This is a genomic window from Photorhabdus hindustanensis (genome assembly GCF_002968995.1).
In the GTDB taxonomy this organism is placed as follows: Bacteria; Pseudomonadota; Gammaproteobacteria; order Enterobacterales; family Enterobacteriaceae; genus Photorhabdus; species Photorhabdus akhurstii.
This window is the reverse complement of sequence record NZ_PUWT01000025.1, coordinates 21,559-47,436: the sequence shown is the minus strand read 5'-3', so window position 1 is coordinate 47,436 and position 25,878 is coordinate 21,559. Positions and strand designations below refer to the sequence as shown.

The 25,878-nt window shown below is 44.2% G+C and carries 21 protein-coding genes and 1 pseudogene; 13 read left to right on the top strand and 9 right to left on the bottom strand.

Annotation, left to right across the window (positions count from 1 at the left end; genetic code table 11):
• Both C6H66_RS10750 and C6H66_RS10745 read left to right on the top strand, forming a co-directional pair.
• A partial coding sequence (locus C6H66_RS10750; protein WP_146111042.1) for an IS30 family transposase occupies positions 1–211 on the top strand: 211 nt, incomplete at its 5' end.
• A gap of 302 nt (positions 212–513) precedes the next feature.
• Positions 514–1,314, top strand: a complete 801-nt coding sequence (locus C6H66_RS10745) for a BPSS1780 family membrane protein (protein ID WP_105395592.1) — start codon at positions 514–516, stop codon at positions 1,312–1,314.
• A 117-nt stretch (positions 1,315–1,431) separates the two neighbouring features.
• Here the strand turns inward: C6H66_RS10745 and serS are convergent, their stop codons facing one another.
• The 5 genes from serS to lrp all read right to left on the bottom strand — a co-directional run bounded on the left by serS (position 1,432) and on the right by lrp (position 8,876).
• Positions 1,432–2,721, bottom strand: a complete 1,290-nt coding sequence (gene serS / locus C6H66_RS10740) for a serine--tRNA ligase (protein WP_105395591.1) — start codon at positions 2,719–2,721, stop codon at positions 1,432–1,434.
• Positions 2,722–2,827: 106 nt separating this feature from the next.
• Positions 2,828–4,171: a replication-associated recombination protein A gene (locus C6H66_RS10735; RefSeq protein WP_105395590.1), complete on the bottom strand. Its 1,344-nt coding sequence runs from the start codon at positions 4,169–4,171 to the stop codon at positions 2,828–2,830.
• 7 nt (positions 4,172–4,178) lie between these two features.
• Positions 4,179–4,790: an outer membrane lipoprotein periplasmic chaperone LolA gene (gene lolA / locus C6H66_RS10730; protein ID WP_105395589.1), complete on the bottom strand. Its 612-nt coding sequence runs from the start codon at positions 4,788–4,790 to the stop codon at positions 4,179–4,181.
• 90 nt (positions 4,791–4,880) lie between these two features.
• Entirely contained in the window at positions 4,881–8,234 is a 3,354-nt protein-coding gene (locus C6H66_RS10725) for a DNA translocase FtsK 4TM domain-containing protein (protein ID WP_105395588.1), read from the bottom strand.
• A gap of 147 nt (positions 8,235–8,381) precedes the next feature.
• On the bottom strand, positions 8,382–8,876 hold the full coding sequence (lrp, locus tag C6H66_RS10720; protein ID WP_011145896.1) for a leucine-responsive transcriptional regulator Lrp: 495 nt from the start codon (positions 8,874–8,876) through the stop codon (positions 8,382–8,384).
• Between the two features lie 500 nt (positions 8,877–9,376).
• Between lrp and trxB the strand changes: the two genes are divergently transcribed.
• From trxB to infA, 5 genes are all read left to right on the top strand, one after another.
• Complete coding sequence (gene trxB / locus C6H66_RS10715; protein WP_065390883.1) at positions 9,377–10,336, top strand: thioredoxin-disulfide reductase; 960 nt, start codon at positions 9,377–9,379, stop codon at positions 10,334–10,336.
• 134 nt (positions 10,337–10,470) lie between these two features.
• Entirely contained in the window at positions 10,471–12,240 is a 1,770-nt protein-coding gene (cydD, locus tag C6H66_RS10710) for a heme ABC transporter permease/ATP-binding protein CydD (protein ID WP_046395482.1), read from the top strand.
• Positions 12,241–12,242: 2 nt separating this feature from the next.
• Positions 12,243–13,991, top strand: a complete 1,749-nt coding sequence (gene cydC, locus C6H66_RS10705; protein WP_105395587.1) for a heme ABC transporter ATP-binding protein/permease CydC — start codon at positions 12,243–12,245, stop codon at positions 13,989–13,991.
• Positions 13,992–13,997: 6 nt separating this feature from the next.
• A complete protein-coding gene (gene aat / locus C6H66_RS10700; protein WP_105395586.1) occupies positions 13,998–14,690 on the top strand; it encodes a leucyl/phenylalanyl-tRNA--protein transferase in 693 nt (230 codons plus the stop codon).
• 156 nt (positions 14,691–14,846) lie between these two features.
• A complete protein-coding gene (infA, locus tag C6H66_RS10695; protein WP_002211347.1) occupies positions 14,847–15,065 on the top strand; it encodes a translation initiation factor IF-1 in 219 nt (72 codons plus the stop codon).
• 84 nt (positions 15,066–15,149) lie between these two features.
• Here the strand turns inward: infA and clpA are convergent, their stop codons facing one another.
• Positions 15,150–17,426, bottom strand: coding sequence for an ATP-dependent Clp protease ATP-binding subunit ClpA (gene clpA, locus C6H66_RS10690; protein WP_105395585.1), 2,277 nt, complete (start codon positions 17,424–17,426; stop codon positions 15,150–15,152).
• Positions 17,427–17,457: 31 nt separating this feature from the next.
• Complete coding sequence (clpS, locus tag C6H66_RS10685) at positions 17,458–17,778, bottom strand: ATP-dependent Clp protease adapter ClpS (RefSeq protein WP_046395486.1); 321 nt, start codon at positions 17,776–17,778, stop codon at positions 17,458–17,460.
• Positions 17,779–18,121: 343 nt separating this feature from the next.
• On the opposite strand from clpS, the gene cspD reads away from it, so the two are divergent.
• Positions 18,122–18,343, top strand: a complete 222-nt coding sequence (gene cspD, locus C6H66_RS10680) for a cold shock-like protein CspD (RefSeq protein ID WP_036814644.1) — start codon at positions 18,122–18,124, stop codon at positions 18,341–18,343.
• 83 nt (positions 18,344–18,426) lie between these two features.
• Here cspD and macB read toward each other — a convergent pair whose 3' ends face one another.
• Together macB and macA are read right to left on the bottom strand one after the other, a co-directional pair.
• Entirely contained in the window at positions 18,427–20,370 is a 1,944-nt protein-coding gene (macB, locus tag C6H66_RS10675) for a macrolide ABC transporter ATP-binding protein/permease MacB (RefSeq protein WP_046395487.1), read from the bottom strand.
• Positions 20,367–21,485 (bottom strand): macrolide transporter subunit MacA, encoded by a 1,119-nt coding sequence (macA, locus tag C6H66_RS10670; protein ID WP_046395488.1) that lies wholly within the window; start codon positions 21,483–21,485, stop codon positions 20,367–20,369. The genes macB and macA overlap by 4 nt, the downstream gene beginning before the upstream one ends.
• Before the next feature lie 341 nt (positions 21,486–21,826).
• Here macA and C6H66_RS10665 point away from each other — a divergent pair.
• From C6H66_RS10665 to artM, 5 genes and pseudogenes are all read left to right on the top strand, one after another.
• Positions 21,827–22,727: pseudogene (locus tag C6H66_RS10665) on the top strand (LysO family transporter).
• Between the two features lie 243 nt (positions 22,728–22,970).
• A complete protein-coding gene (gene artP / locus C6H66_RS10660; protein ID WP_105395584.1) occupies positions 22,971–23,699 on the top strand; it encodes an arginine ABC transporter ATP-binding protein ArtP in 729 nt (242 codons plus the stop codon).
• A 19-nt stretch (positions 23,700–23,718) separates the two neighbouring features.
• Positions 23,719–24,453: an arginine ABC transporter substrate-binding protein gene (gene artJ / locus C6H66_RS10655; RefSeq protein WP_105395583.1), complete on the top strand. Its 735-nt coding sequence runs from the start codon at positions 23,719–23,721 to the stop codon at positions 24,451–24,453.
• 14 nt (positions 24,454–24,467) lie between these two features.
• Positions 24,468–25,184: an arginine ABC transporter permease ArtQ gene (gene artQ, locus C6H66_RS10650; RefSeq protein WP_046395492.1), complete on the top strand. Its 717-nt coding sequence runs from the start codon at positions 24,468–24,470 to the stop codon at positions 25,182–25,184.
• On the top strand, positions 25,184–25,852 hold the full coding sequence (gene artM / locus C6H66_RS10645; RefSeq protein ID WP_105395582.1) for an arginine ABC transporter permease ArtM: 669 nt from the start codon (positions 25,184–25,186) through the stop codon (positions 25,850–25,852). Before artQ ends, artM begins: the two co-directional genes overlap by 1 nt.
• Positions 25,853–25,878 lie beyond the last annotated feature (26 nt).

The window sequence follows — 25,878 nt, the reverse complement described above, 5'->3', positions numbered from 1 at the left end:
CCCTTACTCGCCTTGGGAAAGAGGGATAAATGAGAATATCAATGGACTCATCAGACAATACTTTCCAAAGGGAACTGATTTTAATAAAGTCTCTGATCAGGAAATAAATTTTGTAGTAAACCGATTAAATAATCGCCCCCGAAAAACACGGGGAGGGAAAACACCGAATGAATTATTTAAAGGAATACGAACATGTTTACTTCCGGATTAACGATGTTGCACTTATTATGTGAATCCAAGAATTAATTTCCATGATAGAAACCGCAATATATTACATAGATAGCTTAGTTATTTAGGTAAGTATAAAACCACTTGAACAAGTTAAAACACACAACAACACATTGCTTGTAAATTCACCACACCCATTAGGTAATTACTCCTATTTAGTACTTGTTGATTAATAAATTTAATATATTATACTTGCCAGCTTTTTACGGCTGACTGTAACTTTGAAAACTCAGACAGAAAAAGCGATTTAATAAATTACAAGTTAATAATGAAATTGGAAAATACATGGATAATAAAAATCTAAATTTTAATTCCAACTCTATATCCAACAATCAGGAGGTATTTATCCCTGGTGGTCAATCCCTCAGTAGCACAGAAGGTATGGAATGGATTAGTCAAGCATGGAGTCTCGTCAAACGTAAATTGGGTATGTGGATACTACTTAGTATCATTTATTTCATTATCATATCTGGTTTACAGCTTATTCCTTTCCTTGGGATATTTGCAGGGATTTTAGGTTCAGTACTGGCCGGAGGCATTATTGCTCTGTGTGAAAAACAGAGAACTACCGAAGAATTTGAATTCGGGCTGTTATTCAGCGGATTTCAGAAAAACTTTGCGTCACTACTTGGCGTTGGTGCTTTATCGTTTGGTATTATGATCCTTGGTATCATAGCAATGTTTATTGCCGGCGGTAGTGCAGTGATTAATATCTTCTTAGCTAGTCAATATGGTGAAATTCCTGTTGACATATTCCTGGGTGATTTGTCCCCATTATTTCTTAGTTTCTTTATTCTGTTCATCTTCAGCATTATTGCTGCTGCTTTAACCTGGTTTGCACCAGCGTTAATCGTTCTTCATGATTTGAAATTTGGCGCTGCCGTATCAATGAGCCTGGAGGCAGTGAAGAAGAATTTATTGCCCGGTTTATTATTCTTTAGTATCTTTGGGTTAATGATGGTGCTTTCTATCGTGACTTTAGGCTTGGGCCTTTTAGTCTCTATACCCATATATTTCGCCAGCTATTACTCCTCTTACCGTAGCATTTTTATCGGTAAAGAGAAATCATCGACTTTAGTTAATTAAAAGGTAAAGATACATCTATTATTTACTGAATTCGGTAATTATATTTTCAGTAAATTTGTAATTAATCAAATAGACAGCAAAAAGCGCCAAATTTGGCGCTTTTCATTAATACAATAATTAACCAATATACTCCAAACCACCCATATATGGACGCAATACTTCGGGTATTTCAATGCGGCCATCGGCTTGCTGATAGTTTTCCATAATGGCAACCAGAGTACGGCCAACTGCCAAACCAGAGCCATTCAGAGTATGAAGTAATTGAGTTTTCTTATCCTCTTTACCGCGGAAACGTGCTTGCATACGACGCGCCTGGAAATCCCACATGTTAGAGCAGGAGGAGATTTCGCGATATGTGTTCTGAGCCGGTAACCACACTTCCAAATCATAAGTTTTACATGCGCTAAAACCCATATCACCGGTACACAATAAGACTTTACGATAGGGCAGATTCAGTAATTGCAGTACTTTCTCTGCGTGACCTGTCAACGATTCCAGTGCATTCATTGATTCATCAGGATGAACAATCTGAACCAGTTCAACTTTATCAAACTGGTGCATCCGGATCAGGCCACGGGTGTCACGACCATAAGACCCCGCTTCTGAACGAAAACAAGGAGTATGAGCAGTCATTTTCAGTGGTAGTTCACTTTCATCCAGAATGTCACCACGAACCAAGTTGGTTATCGGAACTTCAGCGGTCGGAATCAACGCATAATGACTTTCCGCCTCTTCTTCCAACGGCTTGGTATGGAAAAGGTCTTCACCAAATTTCGGCAATTGGCCCGTACCATATAAAGTTTCATGGTTAACCAGATAGGGAACATAAGTTTCCAAATAGCCATGCTGTTCTGTGTGAAGGTTTAGCATAAATTGCGCTAAGGCCCGATGCAGACGAGCAATTTGCCCTTTCATCACCACAAAACGCGAACCCGTTAGTTTAACCGCAGCGGCAAAGTCCAGACCATTGGTCAACTCACCTAATGAAACATGATCTTGAATCTCAAAATCATATTTACGTGGCTCACCCCAACGGCTCACTTCCAAATTATCGCTCTCATCTTTACCTACCGGTACAGAGTCATCTGGAACGTTAGGGATACTTAAAGCCAAATCACGGATTTCAGCTTGAAGTTTTTCCAGTTCGGCTTTCGCTGTATCCAACTTTTCACCTAACTGGTTCACTTCCTGACGTAGCGGATCAATATCTTCACCACGGGCTTTTGCCGCACCAATAGCTTTCGATCGAGAATTACGTTCTGCTTGCAGGGTTTCAGTTTCAACTTGTAAAACTTTACGGCGCTCTTCTTGTTTGCGCAGCGTATCCACGTCAAGGGTATAGCCCCTGCGAGCCAGTTTTTCGGCGACTGCGCCTAGCTCATTACGCAGTATGTTTGGATCGAGCATGCTAGTCCTGTGCTTGTCGTTATTAAGTTAGATGATATGAATAAGCCCACACAAGTTGATGGGCCATAAGGTATTTTTACCCGTCAACCTTACCGCAACAATAACGTTAGCGATAGCGTTTTATCGGGCTATTTTGATCCTGTTCAGCAAGCCAGGCGAGTTTATCGCCTATTTTACTTTCTAATCCTCGGTTAGCCGGATGATAATAGCGGGTTTCCCGCATCTCAGGTGGAAAATAAACTTCACCCGCCGCGTAAGCATTAGGTTCGTCATGAGCATAACGATATTCTTCGCCAAGCCCCATCCCTTTCATCAATGTTGTCGGCGCATTGCGCAAATGGACGGGAACATCATAATCAGGTTTTTCCTTCGCATCAGCCATCGCTGCCTTAAACGCAGTATAAACCGCGTTACTTTTCGGTGCGCAAGCAAGATAAACAATAGCTTGGGCAATCGCTCTTTCACCTTCTGCCGGCCCAACGCGCGTAAAACAATCCCACGCAGCAATGGCTACCTGCATTCCCCGAGGATCGGCATTACCAACATCTTCGGAAGCAATAGCCAATAAACGGCGGGCAACATATAACGGATCACCACCAGCGGTAATGATCCGGGCATACCAGTAAAGCGCAGCGTCAGGTGCAGAACCACGAACGGATTTATGCAGTGCTGAAATCAAATCGTAATAACGATCACCTTTATTATCAAAACGAGCACTTCGCTCTCCACTGACCTCTTTCAATAGCGCCGGTGTCAAAACCCTCTCTCCCTGAGCATTGGTTTCTGCCATATCCGCCATCATTTCCAGCAAATTCAATGAACGACGGGCATCGCCGGAAACCAGCTCCGCAATCATGTGACGGGTATTTTCAGGCAAAATGATATTCTGTCCATGATAACCGCGCTCTTTATCATTCATTGTCTGATCAAGTACTTGCTCAATCTCTTCTGTTGTCAATGATTTCAGCAAATAGACCCGTGCCCGTGAAAGTAATGCGGAATTCAGTTCAAAAGAGGGGTTTTCTGTTGTCGCACCGATAAAGGTGATCGTGCCATCTTCAATGTGTGGCAGAAAAGCATCCTGTTGGCTTTTGTTAAAACGATGTACTTCATCAACAAACAGGATAGTTCTACGCCCTGCATTCCGGTTCTGACGCGCCTTTTCAATCGATTCACGTATCTCTTTGATGCCAGAAGTGACCGCAGATATCCGTTCAACATCAGCCTGAGCATAATGCCCAATAATTTCAGCTAATGTTGTTTTGCCTGTCCCCGGCGGCCCCCATAAAATCATGGAGTGAAGTTGTCCAGCCCGGATAGCCCTTGGAAGTGGTTTTCCTTCTGCCAGTAAATGCTGCTGGCCGATATATTGCTCTAATGCCATTGGCCGCATACGCGCGGCCAATGGCTGGAATTCATTTTGTGAAAAATCGAGTGACAGGTTATTCACTTAAACCTCACTGGCGCTGATCATCCAGCGTAACGCCTTTCGGTAACGTAAAACTGAACTTTGCCGCATCCACATGGGTATTTTGCTGCCCTTTTAATTGATAAGCACTCTTTTGTCCATCCTGTTCTATGGCAGAAAATTTTTGGATAGCGCCATCCGTCGTGACGGTGATCGAGAAGCGTTTCAGATTGCCAGCGACATTATTCGGCGTCAGTTCAAAATCATTTCCTTGCTGGCTAATTTTATATTGAGACCAATCTTTAACATCGTTACGAGTAATTAACATAAACGGCGTGTTACCTGTGGCATCTTTCAACCAATTAGCCGTTACCTGTTCAACAAACGGATTATAAAACCACAATGTTTTACCATCCGATACCAAGACGCTTTCATCAGGTGATGTCATATGCCAGTTAAATAGGTTTGGACGCTTAACCCACAATTGTCCTTCACCTTCCTGAATTGTTGCCCCATCATCACTGGTGACTGTCTGAGTAAAGCTGGCATGAAAACTATTTACTTTACCCAAACGCTCCTGCAAATTCTGGCTAGCATTTGCCCATGCCGCATTGATACTCATGCCAGCCATTAAACAACCAATCAATATCAGCTTTTTCATGTAAGAGATACCTTTCTCAGCGTTATTACTTCTTTTTTCTCAACGTTATTACTTCAAGTGATTTACTATCAGGGTCTTCAATATTCACTATCAGCTCTCATGTGGCGGTGGGGCCAATACTTCACGATTACCATTATGACCTGGAGCACTGACAATGTGTTGCGCCTCCATCTGTTCCACAATACGCGCCGCTCGGTTATAACCAATGCGGAATTGACGCTGGACACCAGAAATCGAAACTCGCCGTTTTTCCGTCACAAATTGAACTGCCTGATCAAACAGAGCATCTAGCTCTTCATCACTGTCAAAGCCTAAGCCGCCTTCTGCATCATCACCACCACTGAGAATGCTGTCAACATACTCTGGACGACCACGAGCTTTCCAATCATTCACCACTTCATGAACTTCCTGATCCCGAACAAATGCACCGTGAACACGCACCGGAATCGAGGAGTTTGGCGCCAAATAAAGCATATCCCCCATGCCCAACAGGGATTCAGCGCCGCCTTGATCAAGGATGGTGCGGGAATCAATTTTGCTGGAAACCGTAAAGGCAATACGCGTCGGAATATTCGCTTTAATCAGACCGGTAATAATATCGACCGATGGACGTTGAGTCGCCAGAACCAGATGGATACCGGCAGCACGCGCTTTCTGTGCTAATCGGGCAATCAGCTCTTCAACTTTTTTACCGACGGTCATCATTAAGTCAGCAAATTCATCGACCATGACAACGATGTATGGCTCTTTTTTCAGCACCGGGTGAGTAATATCCATGCTGTCACCGGGCTTCCAGAATGGGTGAGGGATTGGGCGTCCCATCTCCTCTGCCTGTTTAACCTTTTCGTTATAACCCGCCAGATTACGCACCCCTAATGCGGACATCAGTTTATAACGACGCTCCATCTCACTAACGCACCAGCGCAGTGCATTAGCGGCATCTTTCATATCAGTAACAACTTCGGTTAACAGATGCGGAATGCCTTCATAAACCGATAGCTCCAACATTTTCGGGTCAATCATAATAAAGCGTACATCCTCTGGTTTCGCTTTATAGAGAATGCTGAGGATCATAGCGTTGACGCCAACAGATTTACCCGAACCGGTTGTACCCGCCACCAGCAAGTGCGGCATTTTACCTAAATCAGCGACAACCGGCTGACCGCCAATATCTTTACCCAACACAATGGTTAGCGGTGATGGATTATCGCGGAATCTTTCACAATCCAATACCTCACGCAAATAGACCGTCTGACGTTTTTTATTCGGCAATTCCAAACCAACATAAGGTTTACCCGGAATCACTTCAACAATACGCACAGCGACCGCGGATAGAGAACGTGCTAAGTCTCTTGATAAATTGGAAATACGTGCTGCTTTAACACCCGGAGCTAAATCCAGTTCAAACCGGGTAATCACCGGACCGGGTGAGAAACCCACGACATCAGCTTTAACTCGATAATCACTCAGACGCGCTTCAATCAAACGTGATGTTTGCTCAAGGGCAAACATATCAACGGGTTCTTCTTCTGCTAAAGGACTGGTTAACAGTTCGAGCGAAGGCATTGGTGTCGTTGGTTTTGGCAATGGTTGATCGTTACGAACCAAAAACGGATGAAATAAGCTATTTTGCTGCGGTTGCTGCGGTTGCTGCGGTTGCTGCGGTTGCTGCGGTTGCTGCGGTTGCTGCGGTTGCTGCGCAGTATTGTGTACAGGCGCTGACGCAAAAGCAATTTCTAAGGGCCGTTCTGATTGATTTTTCGGCGCGGATTGAACAGAAGGCATAAACAGCGGCTCTGTTGGCTCCTTTTCAACTAAATCTTCAACCGGCGAGAAGTTATTTAAAATCGATAAACTCTCCAGAGCCGAGAACTCTTTTTTCTCTTGGCGACTTTGCTCTTGATAACGCTTATGTTGCGACTGCTCAACTGTCTGTTTAACAATCTCTGTCGCTGTTTGAGCCTGTTCTTCCACCGAAGGCCGATTTTCCGGCTCAAATAAATTCTGTCTTATTTGAGGCTGAATTGAGACCTGTTTTTCTGTATCCGTCGTAATACGATAACGCTCGCGCTGTTGTTCAAGAAACTGCTGACGCAACAACGCTTCTTGCTGTTTATCAGCCTCAATATCGCCATCCGATCCATCTACTTGCTGTTTGGCCTCCTCTTCACGCTGTTGCTCTGCAAGACGTTGTGAAGGAACTTTAATGCCATACAGTTCACGGCGGGTTGGAATACGGACAGGATTAGGACGAGGCAGTTCTGGCCCGATTCCTTGTTTAACCTGAGAGTTACCCGTTATAACCGTTGCGGCGGTTGCTGCCATAACATTTTTTTGCTCTGTATTTTTTGGCTCTGTTTCAGGCATAAAAGTGAAAGTATCACTGCTGTTTTGGCTACTTTCGACGGATTCAAATGTTGGCGTCCCTTGACGGTTAGATTCAGATATAGGTTCAAAATGGTACTCAACAGGAATTTCAAATGTATAACGAACAGGTTCGTCATTATTATTCTTTTCACTCTCTCCCACTAATGGCTGAGGCTGTACAATATCATCATCAGATGTATTGACCAGAATTTTAGGTTCAACATCAATATCAGCCATATTAATGGTAGGAATATCCGTTGGCTGCTCTTGTTCGATTTCTGTTTTCACTGATTCTGGTTCATCCAGTTCAGTTTTTGCTAACTCTGCGGCTGAAGGTGCTGTAAATAGCACATCATCATGATCAATATCAGCCGCTGTGAATTCAGGTTCTGTTTTATCATAGGCGAGATCTTCCCGCGCAATAGTTGTTTCATCGTATGGCGTATATTCTTGTTCATTACGGCTGCGGTTGGTAATAAATCCTATTGCCCCCAGAATCACTGCACCTGTTTTTTCAGCAATAGTTAACCATGACCAGCCAGTAAATAGCGTAAACCCAATCGCCCAAATACACAGCAAGACTAAAGTCGCGCCTAATTCATTAAACCAAGGCAACATTGCGCTGCTAAACAGACTGCCAATAATACCGCCGGAAGCAAAGTAATGGAGATCGTCAACATTCAGTGCCGCTAATCCACATGAAGTTAAGACAATTGCCAATGCGCCAATAACGCGCAAAGCCAGCGCAAAGAAATCGACATACTCCCGGTCATCATGTTGCCTAAAAGCAGTCCAGCAACCTAATATCATCACCGGGGGAATGGCATAAGCTAGAATACCAAATGCAGAAAACAGCGTATCGGCCAGCCATGCGCCAACTCCTCCACCCAAATTATGCACCGGCTCATGCCATGCAGTCTGAGACCAACTGGGATCAGAAGGATTAAAACTGACAAGCGCGACCATCAGATAAGCCGCCAGGATGACAATAACAAGCAACACAGCTTCTAACAGCCTGCGCCCACTACTCAGTCTCTTTAACTTAATATTTTTATCTTCTGTATATTCCTGGCTCAAGAAAGGCTCTCCAGGTTTCCTGTTGATTTAATGGAACAATTGATTTAACGGAACAACGCCGAGATAGCTCAGCGTTGAAACTGTATGCATAAACAGGAGTGTACCTAAGTTTTTCCAGTTTTGCACCTGTACATTTTTGGTAAGATTTTAGCGCGTCTTAATGACCAGACGGTTGCTTTGCTTAACTTCTTCCATTACAACATATGTGCGGGTGTCATTAACACCTGGCAAACGCAATAAAGTTTCGCCCAGCAACTTACGGTAAGCTGACATGTCTGGTACGCGGGTTTTTAACAGATAGTCGAAATCACCGGAAACCAAGTGACATTCCTGAATCTCTTCCAATTTTTGTACCGCAGCATTGAATTGTTCAAAAACATCTGGAGCACCACGGTTTAAAGTAATTTCAACAAATACCAGCAAAGATGCATCCAAATAGTGAGGATTCAGCAATGCCGTGTATCCAGTAATAAACCCTTGACGTTCCAGACGACGAACACGCTCCAGGCACGGGGTTGGAGACAAACCTACCCGTTTGGACAGTTCTACGTTAGAAATTCGCCCATCTTTTTGTAGCTCATTTAGGATATTACGATCTATGCGATCAAGATCTTTTCCCGGACGTTTTTTATTATCTATCATCTTGTTGATCTCTCTTTATTTTCCTACACCCATAACATTTTCCCCTATCTCTCTGAGTTTGAGTTGGAAAAGATGTCTTAAAGTTAAAGCCTCGCTCTATCAGCGTAAAGCAACTCACAGGCCATTTTTTTAATGCTACACAAAAGAGGATTATCCGCATGTCGATTTTTATAGAAACGAATTTAGCGAGGTGGATAATTATCTCTTACAGTGATGTTTTCGCAAATGCACAGCCGATTGTCAAAGTAAATGAGCAAAAATCAGAACAACCTGTGGAACAAATTTTCAGTTAATCGTTTCGATAGTCTACCATTAATTGAAAACGAACAAATGAAATACAAACAGCACTAAAAGAACACTTTTCTCAGGTTAAAGTCATTATTAGTTAATATCTATCGGTAAAATCGTTAGTAACATGAGTCTTTTAGCTTTTTTTACCCTCCTATTTCTCCTACAATCTCTCGATATTCGATTAGGTGATAAATGGAAATGAGGTATTCATGAGCGCCGCCAAACACCACAAACTCATTATTCTTGGCTCCGGTCCAGCAGGCTATACTGCCGCGGTTTACGCTGCCCGAGCAAATTTAAATCCGGTTCTTATTACCGGGGTTGAAAGAGGCGGTCAGTTGACTACCACCACCGAGGTCGAAAACTGGCCTGGCGATCCTGACGGTCTGACCGGCCCAGGGTTAATGGAACGCATGCACCAACATGCTGAAAAATTCCAAACCGAAATCATTTCTGACCATATTCAAAAAGTTGATCTGCAAAACCGGCCTTTACGCCTTTATGGTGATGAACAAGAATATACCTGTGACGCACTGATTATCGCAACAGGTGCTTCTGCCCGTTATTTAGGTTTACCTTCTGAAGAGGCATTCAAAGGACGTGGTATTTCAGCCTGTGCAACCTGTGATGGTTTCTTTTACCGTAACCAGAAAGTCGCCGTTGTCGGCGGCGGTAACACCGCCGTAGAAGAAGCCTTATATCTGGCAAATATTGCAGCAGAAGTTCACCTAATTCATCGCCGTGATACTTTCCGTTCAGAGAAGATCCTAATCGGTCGCCTAATGGATAAAGTAAAAAATGGCAATATCATCCTGCACACCGATCGTATTCTGGATGAAGTACTCGGTGATGATATGGGCGTTACCGGTGTTCGCCTACGCGATACCAAAAGTGACGCTACAGAAGAATTAGCAGTTACCGGCACATTCATTGCTATCGGTCATACTCCCAATACCGCTATCTTTGAAGGCCAGTTAGATCTGGATAATGGTTACATCAAAGTTCAATCCGGTTTGCAGGGTAACGCCACTCAGACTTCAATTCCCGGTGTATTTGCCGCAGGTGATGTTATGGACCATACCTACCGTCAGGCAATTACGTCCGCCGGTACAGGTTGTATGGCAGCCCTTGACGCAGAACGTTTCCTTGATGGGCTAGCCGCTAAATAAATTCTTTTTCTTTCAAGGCGCTATTTCGGTAGCGCCTTTTAACATGTAACATATCAGCAGGATGCTGACACATAGGATATGTCCAGCCTTTTGGTACACCATTACCCTCACCCGCTAGATTAGAATTTTTTTCTATGGACAAAACAAGACAGTACGAATTGGTTCGCTGGCTGAAACAGCAAAGTGCCCCGGCCCAACGCTGGCTCCGCCTGTCCATGTTACTCGGCTTAATCAGTGGATTGCTGATTATCACTCAAGCCTGGTTACTTGCCTCAATTCTGCAAGCTTTAATCATGGATAACCTTCCGCGCGAGCACATCTCGAATGAATTTTGGTTGTTAGCAGCCATCTTTGCTCTACGGGCCATCATTAGTGCTATTCGGGAACGGATAGGTTTTATCTGTGGCAAAGTCGTGCGTCAAAAAATCCGCGCTATGGTATTGGATAAACTTGAGCAACTTGGCCCGGCGTGGGTTAAAGGCAAACCGGCCGGTAGTTGGGCCACTATCATTCTTGAGCAAATAGAAGATATGCAGGATTATTACTCCCGCTATCTGCCGCAGATGTCTCTTGCCGTCATGACCCCTATTCTTATCCTGATCACCCTATTCCCTGTTAACTGGGCTGCCGGGCTAATTTTATTCGCGACGGCTCCGCTGATTCCCCTGTTTATGGCACTGGTTGGTTTAGGCGCCGCAGACGCTAATCGGCGTAATTTTGTCGCACTAGGCCGGTTAAGCGGTAATTTCTTGGATCGGCTACGCGGTCTAGAAACATTGCGCCTGTTTTATCGCGGTAAAGCAGAAGCACAACAAATCAGCGAATCCACCGAAAACTTCCGTTGCAGGACGATGGAAGTGCTGAGATTAGCGTTCCTTTCTTCCGCAGTGCTGGAATTCTTTGCTGCCATTTCTATTGCTATTGTCGCTGTCTATTTCGGTTTCTCCTATCTGGGGGAACTTAATTTTGGCAGCTACGGGATGGGCGTGACCCTGTTTGCCGGTTTTCTGGTGTTAACCCTCGCTCCAGAATTTTTCCAGCCATTGCGTGATCTGGGCACTTATTATCACGCCAAAGCACAGGCGGTCGGTGCCGCAGAAGCATTAGTGACTTTATTGAGCAGTGATGGCGAACATGAACCTACCGGTGGTGATAAAACGCTAAACCCTCAAGATTCATTGACCATCATTGCTAATAATCTGGAAATTCTGGCCCATGATGGCAACCGGCTTGCTGGCCCGTTGAATTTTACTATAGAGAAAAATCAGCGGGTGGCATTAGTTGGTCCAAGCGGAGCAGGTAAAAGCTCCCTGTTGAATTTACTGTTAGGGTTCCTGCCCTATCGTGGCTCAATACAAATTAATGGCGCTGAGCTGCGTGAGTTGGATCTACAAAGATGGCGTAACCAACTGAGTTGGGTTGGACAAAATCCACATCTGCCCGAACAGACTTTGCTTGATAATATTCGTCTGAACCAACCTAATGCCAATCAACAACAAATCCATCAGGTTATGGAACAAGCATACGTCACCGAATTCATTCATGATTTACCCGATGGGCTGAATACTATCATCGGTGATAATGCAGCACGATTATCCGTTGGTCAGGCCCAACGTATCGCGGTTGCCCGTGCCCTATTGAAACCCTGCCAGTTACTATTATTGGATGAGCCTGCCGCCAGCCTGGATGCGCATAGCGAACAACGGGTTATGGAAACACTCAATCAGGCATCTCATCATCAGACGACCTTGTTAGTTACCCACCAATTGGAAGAAACGCTGGAATATGATCAGATTTGGGTCATGGAAAAGGGGTTAATCATTGAACAGGGAGATTACCCGACGCTAAGTCAATCTCAGGGGGTATTCACCCGTCTGTTATCCCATCGAAGTGAGGAGCTGTAGTTATGCGGGTATTGCTTCCTTTTCTAGCGCTCTATCGCCGTCATTGGTTTCTTATCAGTTTAGGTATGGTTCTGGCCATTGTTACGCTGCTCGCCAGTATCAGTTTACTGACCCTCTCTGGCTGGTTCCTTGCAGGCGCAGCACTAGCAGGCTTTGCCGGTTATACATTCAACTATATGCTACCGGCCGCAGGTGTCCGTGGCTCTGCCATTCTTCGAACTGCCGGGCGCTATGCTGAACGGTTGGTTAGCCATGACGCCACTTTTCGGGTATTGGCACATTTACGGGTTTTTGCCTTTCAGAAAATTTTGCCACTTTCACCGGGAGGAATGGCTCGTTTTCGTCAGGGTGAATTATTAAACCGGTTAGTCGCTGATGTTGAAACATTGGATCATCTCTATTTACGGGTGATTTCACCGATATTATCAGCTTTTATCGTTATTATAGTTCTCACTTTCGGTCTTGGTTTTCTGGATCTTACATTAGCCTATACTCTTGGCGGTATTATGCTGACGCTGTTGATCCTGCTGCCATTGGTATTTTATAACGCAGGTAAATCCGTCGGCCGCGATCTGACTATTCTGCGTGGTCAATACCGCACCCAACTCACAGCGGCGCTACAAGGGCAAGCTGAATTGATGGTATTTGGCGCTGTTGGTCGTTTCCGCAAGTCAATGGATGATATTGAGTCACGTTGGTTAAGACGTCAACAACAGCAAGCCAATCTGACCGGTTTGTCACAGGCAATCATGATTTTCGCCACCGGTATGACTGTCACATTGATCTTATGGCTGGCAGCTAACGGCGTGGGAGGCAACAACCAGCCAAGGGCATTAATCGCACTGTTTGTCTTCTGTTCTCTTGCCGCGTTTGAAAGCCTGGGGCCTGTCACGGTTGCATTCCAACATCTAGGGCAAGTCATTACCTCTGCAACCCATGTTTCTCAATTGATGCAACAAGAACCGGAAATCACATTTCCTGCATCAGGGCCGGAAAGTTCGGCACAAGCCAGCATTGATATCAAAAATATCAGTTTCACCTATCCTGATCAGCCAATAGCCGTCCTGAAAAACATTTCTCTCTGCTTGAAAGCGGGAGAACATATCGCGCTGTTAGGCAAAACCGGTTGTGGTAAATCTACCTTACTACAATTACTGACCCGGGCCTGGGATGTTGATTCAGGCACAATCTGTCTGAATCAACATCCCATTACTGCTTATGACGAATCAACTCTGCGCAGTATGATATCGGTTGTTCCACAACGAGTGCATGTGTTCAGTCATACTTTGCGTCAGAATTTATTACTGGCAAAACCAAATGCAGCCGATAATGAACTGGAAACTGTGCTGAAACAGGTAGGTTTAAACAATCTACTGGAAACCGACGAGGGGCTAAACTGCTGGATGGGCGAAGGTGGTCGTCAGTTGTCAGGTGGTGAACAGCGCCGCTTGGGAATTGCCAGAGCGTTATTGCACTCGGCGCCACTGATGTTGCTGGATGAACCTACTGAAGGGCTCGATGCGGACACTGAACAGCAAATTCTGTCTCTACTGCGCCAGCATTGTCAGCATAAGTCATTAATTATTGTCACCCACCGTCTGTACGGACTTGATCATATGGATCGTATTTACGTCATGGATGGCGGCACCATTATTGAACAAGGGCAACATGATGAATTGCTGACTCAGCAAGGTCGCTATTATCAATTTCATCAACGGCAACATCAGATTCGTCTTGAACCGGAGCAGTAACACACGATGCCAATAATTCAACTGAATGATGATTCATATGATTTCCCTCATCCGAAAGAAGCATTAACGGAGCCTAATGGTCTACTGGCGGTAGGAGGCGATTTATCCGCTAAACGATTAAATGCAGCTTACCATCAAGGCATTTTTCCTTGGTTTTTACCCAGCGAAGTGCCACTTTGGTGGTCTCCCGATCCGCGTGCGGTAATCATTCCCGGTGAATTGCATATCGGCCGAACATTACGCCGGTTTTTGCGCAATCATCCATACCGTATTACGGTGAATCATGCCTTTGAACAGGTGGTTTATTTCTGCGCTCAACGGCAGGAAGGAACATGGATAGGCCGGGATATTCAACAAGGTTATCAGAAATTGCATCAAACAGGACAAGCGCACTCAATAGAAGTCTGGCACAATGAGCGGATTGTTGGTGGCTTGTATGGTGTTAGCGTTGGCACACTATTCTGTGGTGAGTCTATGTTTAGCAGAATGGAAAATGCATCCAAATGTGCGCTCATTGCTTTCTATCACCATTTTCTGCGACACGGTGGTGAACTACTGGATTGCCAAGTGCTTAACCATCATACTGCGTCACTAGGTGCAAAAGAGATCTCCAGGGAAGAATTTATTCAGCATCTTTATCAATTCAGAAATCGGTCATTAAGACTCGGTTGTTGGTCACAACAAGTACTGGAGTTATAATCAACATTTGACCGATTCATGTTGATTATAACGTAAATATCACCATGCACCATTTGCAAAATAGCGGGTTAAAATACAACATTCCTTTACATAATGAGGGTTTTTCGGCATTATCTTGCCCGTTAAAAACGATGGTTATTAAACTTAGAGGATTAGATGGCCAAAGAAGACAATATTGAAATGCAAGGTACCGTGCTAGACACACTACCAAACACTATGTTCCGCGTTGAGTTAGAAAACGGGCACGTAGTCACTGCTCACATCTCAGGTAAAATGCGTAAAAACTACATCCGCATCCTGACAGGCGACAAGGTTACAGTTGAGCTGACCCCATATGACCTGAGCAAAGGCCGTATCGTCTTCCGTAGCCGCTGATTCATTACCGTTTATCAGGTATTACACCACAGGTAGCAACTTTGTATCTAACAACGTTGTATTCACCTGTGGTGTCGCTCTTTATTAGTGCACTACATCTTCCGGCTTCTGCTTATAAGCACTGCTGAAATCGTAGGTCAGTACGCGTTTTACCTTATCCAGGCCAATACTTACTGAGCCACCGTGAACTAATGAGCCGAACAAAAGTTCATTTGCCAACGGTTTTTTCAAGCTATCCTGAATAACCCGCGCCATTGGTCGAGCACCCATTGCTTTATCATAGCCTTTGTCACATAACCATTGACGAGCATCCGCACTGACCTCCAGCGAAACGCCTTTGTCATCCAATTGTGCTTGCAGGGCGACAATGAACTTATCAACTACCTGTTGAATAACCTCGATAGAAAGCGTATTAAACCAGATGATGCCATCAAGACGGTTACGGAATTCCGGTGTAAACACTTTCTTAATCTCTTCCATCGCATCAGAACTGTTATCCTGCTGCTTAAATCCAATGGACTTGCGCTGTGTTTCACGTACTCCCGCATTTGTTGTCATGACTAAAATGACGTTACGAAAATCCGCTTTACGGCCGTTGTTATCAGTCAAAGTACCGTTATCCATGACTTGCAATAACAGGTTAAATACATCTGGATGCGCTTTTTCAATCTCATCAAGCAGTAATACTGAATGAGGATGTTTAATCACAGCATCTGTAAGCAATCCTCCTTGATCAAAACCAACATATCCCGGTGGCGCCCCAATTAAACGGCTTACTGTATGGCGCTCCATATATTCTGACATATCAAAACGCAATAATTTGATATTCAGCACTTTAGCAAGCTGTACGGTGACTTCCGTTTTCCCCACGCCTGTCGGACCTGCAAGCAGGAAAGAACCCACCGGTTTATTATCCTGCCCCAACCCTGCACGACTCATCTTAATGGCCTCGGTCAATGCCGCAATCGCGGTATCCTGACCAAATACCAACATTTTCAGCCGCTCATCCAGTGTTCTTAGGACATCTTTATCACTGGCAGAAACAGTTTTTTCAGGGATACGGGCAATCCGGGCAACGACGAATTCAATATCCGACACATTAATCGTTTTTTTACGGCGACTAACCGGCACCAGACGGGTACGCGCCCCAGCCTCATCAATTACATCGATCGCCTTATCCGGCAAGTGGCGATCAGTAATGTATTTCACTGATAAATCAACCGCAGCGCGGATCGCTTTCGTGGTATAACGTACATCATGGTGCGCCTCATATTTTGGCCGCAACCCTTTAATAATCTGTACCGTCTCTTCGGGTGAAGGCTCAACAATATCAATCTTCTGAAAACGACGCGCTAACGCCCGATCTTTTTCAAAAATATTACTGAATTCATGATAGGTCGTAGAACCAATCACTCTGATACGTCCACTAGATAACAATGGCTTAATCAGATTAGCCGCATCGACCTGCCCCCCTGACGCGGCGCCTGCACCGATAATGGTATGAATTTCATCTATAAATAGAATACTTTTCTTATCCTGCTCAAGGGTTTTTAACAATGCTTTGAAGCGCTTCTCAAAATCACCACGATATTTAGTTCCCGCCAGCAATGAACCAATATCCAGCGAATAAATCGTACAATCAGCCATCACTTCCGGTACATCTTTTTGCACAATCCTCCATGCCAACCCTTCTGCAATGGCGGTCTTACCGACCCCTGACTCCCCGACTAACAATGGGTTGTTTTTCCGACGACGACACAACACCTGGATTGTTCTTTCCAACTCATCCTGACGGCCAATCAATGGATCAATCTGCCCTCTTTGAGCGAGTTGATTCAGATTAGTTGTGAAATTTTCCAATCGATCCTCACCTGTAGAGTGCTCTTCAGCAGATTGCGAGCCTGTCTCCTGATGATCCGATTCAGTGTCCTCTTTTTGCGTTCCGTGAGAAATGAAATTAACCACATCCAGACGACTAACATCATGTTTACGCAACAAATAGGCAGCTTGAGACTCCTGTTCGCTAAAGATAGCCACCAGCACATTAGCGCCAGAAACTTCTGAACGTCCAGAAGATTGAACATGAAATACCGCGCGCTGAAGAACACGTTGAAAACTCAACGTCGGCTGAGTCTCCCGCTCATCACTTTCAGGTAACAACGGTGTCGTTTGTGAAATAAAATTCTCCAGCTCCTTACGCAATTGAGCCAGATTGACCTTGCAGGCTTCCAATGCTTCACGCGCTGATGAATTGCTTAACAACGCCAGCAATAGGTGCTCCACAGTCATAAACTCGTGTCTGTTATCCCGTGCTTTAGCAAAGGCAATATTAAGACTAAGTTCAAGCTCTTGGTTGAGCATAGGCACCTCCCCCTAAAATCAGTATACCTGGTCAGATTTTTTCCAGCGTACAAAGTAATGGATGCCCGTGCTCCCTGGCATACATATTTACCTGAGCCGCTTTAGTTTCTGCCACCTCAGCAGTATAAACCCCACAAACAGCTTTCCCTTGATAGTGGACATCCAACATTAACTGCGTTGCCTGTTCAATATCATAAGAAAAGAACTTTCGTAATACGTCAACTACAAACTCCATCGGAGTGTAATCATCATTGTTAAGAATGACCTGATACATTGACGGCGGCTGCAATTTTTGCTGTCGTTCACTCTTAACAGATTCCTTAGTTTTCAAACTGTTATGATACTCGTTCATTATTTTCCCAACAGGATTAATCTCTAATACCAACTACTACCAGCAAATAAATTATGTTGCCGTTTATCTTATCATTCTCCGGGCAACTCCTTTTACCACAGACTATTCCCCTATGAAAACTCGGCATAAAAGTGAATGAACGAAACTCATATCGTTATCTATATCAAACTTTAGTCATTCAAAACAACCAGACATTTGTTCTGTGCTTGACGAGAATTTGATTTTTACTACAGTATGTTTTGTGAACAAACATAGATAATGTAGCTAATTATATGTGATTGTTTACAACTGTTATATTAATGGCTCATCTCAACCGAAATGATTAAACGAGGGATGTAGAAGTATGGAGACAGGCACTGTTAAGTGGTTCAATAATGCTAAGGGCTTTGGGTTTATTTGCCCGGCAAGCGGCGGAGAAGATATATTCGCTCATTACTCAACCATTCAGATGGACGGTTACCGGACGCTGAAAGCGGGCCAGAAGGTGAATTTCAGCGTTCACCAAGGCCCAAAGGGAAATCATGCCAGTATTATTGTTCCCCTTGAAAACGAACCCAAAGGCTAAATAGCCTGGCCTGTGGGTCACAACCAGGTATTATTCACACGCCGCCGGTCATTGCCTGCGGCGTAACACTATTTCATTTCCGCTTATTCTCTTGCCAACGCTTCTATCGGATCAAGTCGAGCAGCATTACGGGCAGGTAGAAACCCAAATATCACGCCAATTGCGGTAGAACAGGCGAAAGCGCTGAGTAAGGCTATCGGCTGGAAGACAAAATGCCAACCAGGCAGCGCCAGTTGAGCAATTAATGCAATCGTATAAGAGAGTACAATGCCCAAAACACCGCCAACCAGACAAACCAAAATAGCCTCTATCAGAAACTGCTGCATCACATCACTGGTTCTGGCGCCTACTGCCATACGGATACCGATCTCTCTTGTACGTTCAGTCACCGAAACTAACATAATATTCATCACGCCAATACCGCCAACTATCAGTGAAATTACCGCCACCATCGTCAAAAACAGTTGTAAAGTATGGGCCGTTTTTTCCGCCGCTTTTACCATCATGTCCACGTTATAGGTGAAAACATCCTTTTTGCCGTGGCGCAAAGTGAGCAACTGAACAATCTTCTTTTCTATATCCTTAGAGTTATAACCATCCTTTATTCTGACAGTAATTGAATCCAGATAATTTCGGTTCATCAGACGGCTGGTCATTGTGCTATGAGGCAACCAGACATGTAATGATTTGCCACTGCCAAATGTAGCTCTCTTATCAGATATCACTCCCACAATTGTGGCCGGCATATTACCCACCAGGATCACCTCCCCAATCACATTTTTCTGGTGAGGAAACAGCTTACGCTGAGTATTGTCATCAATAACCACAACTTGCCCCTGACGGCGTATCATATCCAATGAGAACCCCATTCCCTGGGAAAAGCGCAGAGCATAAACTTGAAAAAACTCATCACCAACGCCAGTCACTCTCGAAGCAACATCAATGTTCCCTTTACGAAGGCGCATTTGTCCCTCAATTTCTGGTGAAACAGCCAAAATATAGGGCTGCGCTTTAATCGCATCTGAATCCTCTATTTTCAGCGCTTGCATATTGACCGGATCATCAAGGCCAAAATCTTCTCCCGGATAAATATCAATAGTGTTGGTCGCGATCTCTTTAATATCGGATAACACCGATGCCCTAGCCGCATCTCCGATAACCAAAATAGTCACGACAGAAGCAATACCAATGATAATCCCCAACATGGTCAGTAAAGTTCGCATCTTGTTGGCAACCATCGCCCGCCATGCCATGAATAAAGCTTCATTAAACCGCCCAAAGGTCTGGCGTATCGACGATATTTTTGATGTTAATGACGGGGCTTTAGTGACTTTTCTACTCACTTGTGTGCCGGAGTCACTCATAATATGGCCATCTTTGATCTCAATAATCCTCTGTGCCTGCGCCGCAATTTTTGAATCATGAGTGACAATAATGACGGTATGCCCTTGTTCACACAGTTGTTTGAGGATCGCCATCACCTCTTCGCCAGAATGGCTATCCAACGCTCCGGTTGGTTCATCAGCCAAAATGACCTGACCGCCATTCATCAACGCCCTGGCGATACTGACCCTCTGCTGCTGTCCGCCTGAGAGCTGCCCTGGCTGATAGTCAATTCGCTCTTCAAGCCCTAAACGACCAAGCAACTCTATTGCTCTCTGACGACGTGCGGCTTTAGCGGCTCCCGCGTAAATAGCGGGAATTTCCACATTCTGTTCAGCGGTTAAATGAGTCAGTAAATGATAACGTTGAAAAATAAAGCCAAAATGTTCCCGTCTCAGCGCTGCTAGTTCATCATTATTTAGTTCAGCAACATTCTGTCCCGCGACCCGGTATTCACCGTTACTGGGTTGATCAAGACAACCAAGAATATTCATCAGTGTCGATTTACCCGAGCCTGACGCGCCGATAATCGCAACCATCTCACCGGCGTAAATAGACAAGGTAACATCATCCAGTACTTTTACCTGTTGCTCACCTGCGGGATAGCTGCGTTCTATACCTTTCAGCTCAAGTAATGCATTCATGCCTCATCCCCTGCTGCATCACTAAGACCTGTAATCACCTGCTCATGCTCTTTCAGACCAGACAGAATTTGTACATTCACATCATTGCGCACGCCAATGGTCACTTCTCGTTTCTCTTGTTTATCTCCATTCAGGATATTCACCTCATAATGGGTTGGCGTAATCTGTTTACCCAGAGCAGAGATCGGGATCATTAACACATCACGATGGGAATCAAGTTGAATTTTCACCTGTGCAGTCATTTGCAAACGTAAAAGTTGCTGAGGATTAGCCACCTCAAAACGGGCATAGAAGAAAATCGCATCATTAATCTTTTCTGGCGTCGGCAAAATATCTTTCAACACCCCTGGAAAATTTTTATCCGGTGCGCCTAATACGGTAAAAGAAGCTTTCTGACCTGGTTTCAGGTAAATAATATCCGCCTCTGATACTTCCGCTTTTACCAACATCGTGCCCAAATCAGCCAGTGTCAGAATGGTCGGGGCTTCCTGTGCCGCAATGACTGTTTGCCCCTGAAGCGTTTTAATATTGACAACGATACCATCCATTGGTGCTGTAATCCGAGTGTATTGCAAATTCGTCTCAGCAGTATCAAGGCTAGCCTGATTTTTACTGATTTGCGCCAATAAAGTTTCTACCTGCGCTCTTTTCACTTCAACGTCTGTTTTAGCCTGATCCAATTCCTGGAGCGAGACCGCTTGCACTTTTGCCAGATTGTTTTGACGCTGTAATGTAAGCCGCGCCAATTTCAATTGTGCCCTGGCTTCTATCAGATCAGCATTCAATTCTCTAATCGTGGCTTCAACTTCTTTAACCTGGTTTTGCGCAGGCTTAGGATCAATCAAAGCCAGTAACTGGCCTTCTGTCACCTTATCGCCCACTTCAACATACAAATTCTGCAACTGACCACTTACCTGCGCGCCAACATCCACTTTCCTGACCGCATCCAGTTTCCCTGTTGCCAGTACATTTTTTTCCAAATCGCCTTTAATGACAGGGACTGTCTGATATTTAATTGTTTTTGGCCCACTCAGAAAATGCCCCAGAACCAATGTGATAACAGCCACAATAGTTAACAATACAACCCATCGACGTTTCGGACGAATAAAATTCATTTAAATATCACCATATTAAGCATTGGATTCAGAGAAATGGTAAAAACTGATTTTCTTGCAATACTTTACTTTGAAAACCGAGGATTTCTACTCATTCCAGATAGATGCCGTTCTTTTTACATTTTATACCCGTTGCGATTCATTAATAACACACTCACCTTAAGAATAAAAAATTCTTTGAGCAACAGCATACTTCTCTCTATCCTGACTATTCTCTTAATGTAAAAAAATTGTTATCTTTTATTTTCATAGTCTTTACAACCATTTTTGAAAGTCTTTACAACCGATTTTTATGCTAGATTTGGATAAAAAGACATTAACTGTTTTACAGGATGTTAATTATGTACTCTGGGCTGCTGATCATTCTTTTGCCGTTAACGCTAGGCTATCTTATCCATTTGAATAATAAAGCATTATTAAATTCTATTCATCGCCTTCTTAACGCGATGGTCTATGTCATTCTGTTTTTAATGGGAACCAGCCTGGCTTTGTTGGACGATTTAGGCCGTAACCTCTTCTCTATCTTTCAATACGCGATGACATTTTTTTTTATGTATTTTTACAGCTAATATGCTAGCACTATTCCTTCTTGAAAAATGCGATCCTTGGGTTATTAGTCCACATAAACAAGAAAAACCCCCTTCCCGTTTGCATATGATTTTTGAATCACTGAAATTATGTGGCGTGCTGATTTTAGGTTTCCTATTTGGACTCACTGGCTGGTCATGGCTACGCTTCTCCAATCATGCTAGTGAAATTGCCTTAGTCGTTTTACTATTATTTGTCGGTATTCAATTACGTAACAGCGGTATGAACCTGAAACAAATATTGCTGAACCGCCGAGGTATGATTATTGCAATTATTGTCGCGACCAGTGCACTTGCCGGCGGTGCGATTGCGGCACTTATCCTTGGGCTGCCAGTGAAAACAGGTTTAGCATTGGCTTCCGGCTACGGCTGGTATTCCCTGTCTGGTATCTTACTTTCTGATGCTTACGGGCCGGTAATCGGCAGTGCCGCATTCTTTAATGACCTGGCGCGTGAGCTAGCAGTAATTATGCTAATTCCTGTTTTTATCGACCGATATCGCTCAAGCGTACTAGGGTTAAGCGGTGCGACTTCTATGGATTTCACCTTGCCGATATTACAACGGTGTGGTGGAGTCAGTATCGTCCCGGCAGCGATAGTCCACGGTTTTGTGCTGAGTTTGCTAGCGCCCTTACTGATGGCATTCTTTACTTAACCAGAATTTGAGCCACAATTAATACTTGATGTCATAAATAACGGTTCGGACGCTTCATCTTTCCTCAGTACGGTAATAGAATAAATAAGCTTTTGTTGTAAAATCGCACAAGGAGAAAATAGAACGCGTTAATCAGGCATGTAATTGAAATATAAATTAATAATATTCTGTGCATAAGATGTTGCATAATTATGCTAGTGGGTTTAGCATCGGACTAAACCACTGACTATTCAGAATTAAAGCATGAGTATTCAATTAAAAAACATTGATTGTTATTACGGTGCCCATCAAGCACTGTTTGATATTAATCTTGAGTGTTCTCCAGGGGAAACGATGGTTTTGCTAGGGCCAAGTGGCGCGGGTAAAAGTACGTTGTTGCGAGTATTAAACCTGCTGGAAATACCACGATCCGGCCAGTTACATATTGCTAATCATCAATTCAATTTCGAGCAAACGCCAGGAACAAAGGAGATTCGTTCTCTACGCCAGAATGTAGGTATGGTCTTTCAGCAATATCACTTATGGCCGCATCTTACTGTTATGGATAACCTGATCGAAGCACCTTGTCGCGTATTAAGTTTATCCAAGCAACAGGCACAGGAAAAAGCGAATAAGCTCCTTTCCCGTTTGCGCTTAGATGATTTTGCCGGCCGCTTCCCACAACATTTATCTGGAGGACAACAGCAACGGGTTGCTATCGCACGGGCATTAATGATGGAACCCCAAGTTTTATTATTTGATGAACCAACCGCAGCACTGGACCCAGAAATCACAGCACAAGTTGTTAACATCATCCATGAATTATCTGCAACGGGCATTACACAGATTATCGTTACCCATGAAGTGGAAATCGCCCGCAAGGCCGCAAGCCGTGTCGTATATATGGAAAACGGCCGCATTGTAGAACAAGGTGACACCAGCCACTTTACCCAACCACAAACCAAAGCCTTTGCTAATTATCTATCACACTAACTATTAATAGGATATAGCGATGAAAAAACTACTTTTTGCAGCCCTCTTAGGCACAGTAACTTTATCTGCAACCGCCACGGAAAAAGAGACCATTCGTTTTGCTACAGAAGCCACTTATCCTCCGTTTGAGTTCATCGATGAAAATAATAAAATTCAGGGTTTTGATGTCGATCTGGCCAATGCTCTCTGTGAGAAAATTAATGCAACATGTACCTTCACTAACCAATCCTTTGACAGCCTGATCCCCAGTCTGAAATTTCGTCGCTTCGATGCTTTAGCCGCCGGTATTGACATCACTCCTGAACGCCAAAAGCAGGTTGATTTTACTAACACTTATTACGACAACTCAGCGGTTTTTATTTCCGTTAAAGGTAAAGTCTCCAGCGTCGCAGAGCTGAAAGGCAAACTTGTGGGTATACAGAATGGGACAACTCACCAGAAGTATCTGATGGAACAACGAAAAGAGATTAAAACCGTTCCTTATGACAGCTATCAAAATGCGATTCTAGATCTAAAAAACGGCCGTCTGGACGCCGTTTTCGGTGATACTGCCGTTGTTAACGAGTGGCTGAAAAAGAATGAAAATTTAAATACCATCGGTAACAAAGTCACCGACAAAAATTACTTTGGTATCGGTTTAGGTATTGCTGTTCGTAAGGGTAACAAAGAGCTACAAGATAAGCTGAATAAAGCTCTCGCTGACATTAAACGAGATGGCACTTATGACATCATCTATAAAAAATGGTTTAAATAAGTAGCTAAATCTCCATGAATGAATTCCAATCTCTAACAAGCGCCGCCGGCATCACCGTCGGCCTTGCCGTATCCGCATTAGTGCTTGGCCTGATTTTAGCCATGCTATTTGCTGCCTGGGAATCAGCCCGTTGGAAACCCTTTGCCATACTTGGCACTTGTTGGGTCACTCTGTTCAGAGGATTGCCGGAAATTTTGGTCGTGCTATTCGTCTACTTCGGCGCGTCACAACTTCTCATGATACTGGCTGATGGCTTTGATGTTTATCTTATCTTCTGGCATCCCAGGATTCAGATAGATATTCAAGACTTTTATGTCAGCCCATTCCTTTGTGGCGTCATTGCACTGTCCCTGCTCTACTCTGCCTATGCATCCCAGACACTCCGTGGTGCGATAAAAGCCATTCCTACCGGTCAATGGGAAGCAGGTCAAGCACTAGGTCTTGGTCGCGCTGAAATATTTTTCCGCCTGATCATGCCCCAAATGTGGCGACATGCTCTACCAGGGCTAGGCAACCAGTGGTTAGTTTTGTTGAAAGATACCGCGCTGGTATCGCTTATCAGTGTGAATGATCTGATGCAACAAACCAAAAGTATTGCCACACGCACTCAGGAGCCTTTTACCTGGTATATGATTGTGGCGCTGATCTATCTGGCTATTACTCTACTCAGTCAATTTATTCTAAAGAAAATTGAGATGCATACCACCCGCTTTGATCGGAGTGTTTCCTGATGCTTGAGTATATTCAACAAATTTTGCCAGGGTTGACAACCAGTCTGAGTCTGACCGTTACAGCGCTTTTTGTTGCTTTCATGATGTCCGTTCTGTTCACTATGGTTCTGACCATGAAATTGCCGGTACTGACACAACTGGTAAAAACCTACATTACTCTGTTCACCGGTACGCCTTTGCTGGTGCAGTTCTTTCTGATTTATTACGGCCCCGGACAATTTCCAACCATAAAAGCGTACCCGTGGCTTTGGCAGTTACTGTCTGAGCCTTGGTTGTGCGCAATGGTAACGCTGGCGCTTAACAGTGCGGCATATTCTACTCTGCTATTCTATGGCGCAGTGAAGGCAATTCCTGCCGGTCAGTGGCAATCCTGTCAAGCGTTGGGCATGTCTAAAGCACAATCTATGCGAATACTGCTGCCCTATGCTTTTAAACGGGCGTTATCTTCCTATTCCAACGAAGTTGTATTGATTTTCAAGAGTACCTCTCTCGCAAGTACGATTACTTTGCTGGAAGTCATGGGATACAGTCAGCTTCTATTTGGCCGTAATTATGATGTGATGGCTTTTATCGCCGCAGGGATAATTTATCTATGTGTTAACGGCATCCTGACTTTGCTGATGCGGATAATTGAACGCCGAGCACTCGCTTTTGAGCGCCATAACTAAACGGGATAGGGCGGTTCTTATAGAAC

Bases quoted from the DNA above. Each gene is read 5' to 3' on its own strand.
- C6H66_RS10745 (WP_105395592.1), top strand. From the start codon at position 514: ATGGATAATAAAAATCTAAATTTTAATTCCAACTCTATATCCAACAAT.
- serS (WP_105395591.1), bottom strand. From the start codon at position 2,721: ATGCTCGATCCAAACATACTGCGTAATGAGCTAGGCGCAGTCGCCGAA.
- lolA (WP_105395589.1), bottom strand. From the start codon at position 4,790: ATGAAAAAGCTGATATTGATTGGTTGTTTAATGGCTGGCATGAGTATC.
- lrp (WP_011145896.1), bottom strand. From the start codon at position 8,876: ATGATAGATAATAAAAAACGTCCGGGAAAAGATCTTGATCGCATAGAT.
- trxB (WP_065390883.1), top strand. From the start codon at position 9,377: ATGAGCGCCGCCAAACACCACAAACTCATTATTCTTGGCTCCGGTCCA.
- cydD (WP_046395482.1), top strand. From the start codon at position 10,471: ATGGACAAAACAAGACAGTACGAATTGGTTCGCTGGCTGAAACAGCAA.
- cydC (WP_105395587.1), top strand. From the start codon at position 12,243: ATGCGGGTATTGCTTCCTTTTCTAGCGCTCTATCGCCGTCATTGGTTT.
- aat (WP_105395586.1), top strand. From the start codon at position 13,998: ATGCCAATAATTCAACTGAATGATGATTCATATGATTTCCCTCATCCG.
- infA (WP_002211347.1), top strand. From the start codon at position 14,847: ATGGCCAAAGAAGACAATATTGAAATGCAAGGTACCGTGCTAGACACA.
- clpA (WP_105395585.1), bottom strand. From the start codon at position 17,426: ATGCTCAACCAAGAGCTTGAACTTAGTCTTAATATTGCCTTTGCTAAA.
- clpS (WP_046395486.1), bottom strand. From the start codon at position 17,778: ATGAACGAGTATCATAACAGTTTGAAAACTAAGGAATCTGTTAAGAGT.
- cspD (WP_036814644.1), top strand. From the start codon at position 18,122: ATGGAGACAGGCACTGTTAAGTGGTTCAATAATGCTAAGGGCTTTGGG.
- macB (WP_046395487.1), bottom strand. From the start codon at position 20,370: ATGAATGCATTACTTGAGCTGAAAGGTATAGAACGCAGCTATCCCGCA.
- macA (WP_046395488.1), bottom strand. From the start codon at position 21,485: ATGAATTTTATTCGTCCGAAACGTCGATGGGTTGTATTGTTAACTATT.
- artP (WP_105395584.1), top strand. From the start codon at position 22,971: ATGAGTATTCAATTAAAAAACATTGATTGTTATTACGGTGCCCATCAA.
- artJ (WP_105395583.1), top strand. From the start codon at position 23,719: ATGAAAAAACTACTTTTTGCAGCCCTCTTAGGCACAGTAACTTTATCT.
- artQ (WP_046395492.1), top strand. From the start codon at position 24,468: ATGAATGAATTCCAATCTCTAACAAGCGCCGCCGGCATCACCGTCGGC.
- artM (WP_105395582.1), top strand. From the start codon at position 25,184: ATGCTTGAGTATATTCAACAAATTTTGCCAGGGTTGACAACCAGTCTG.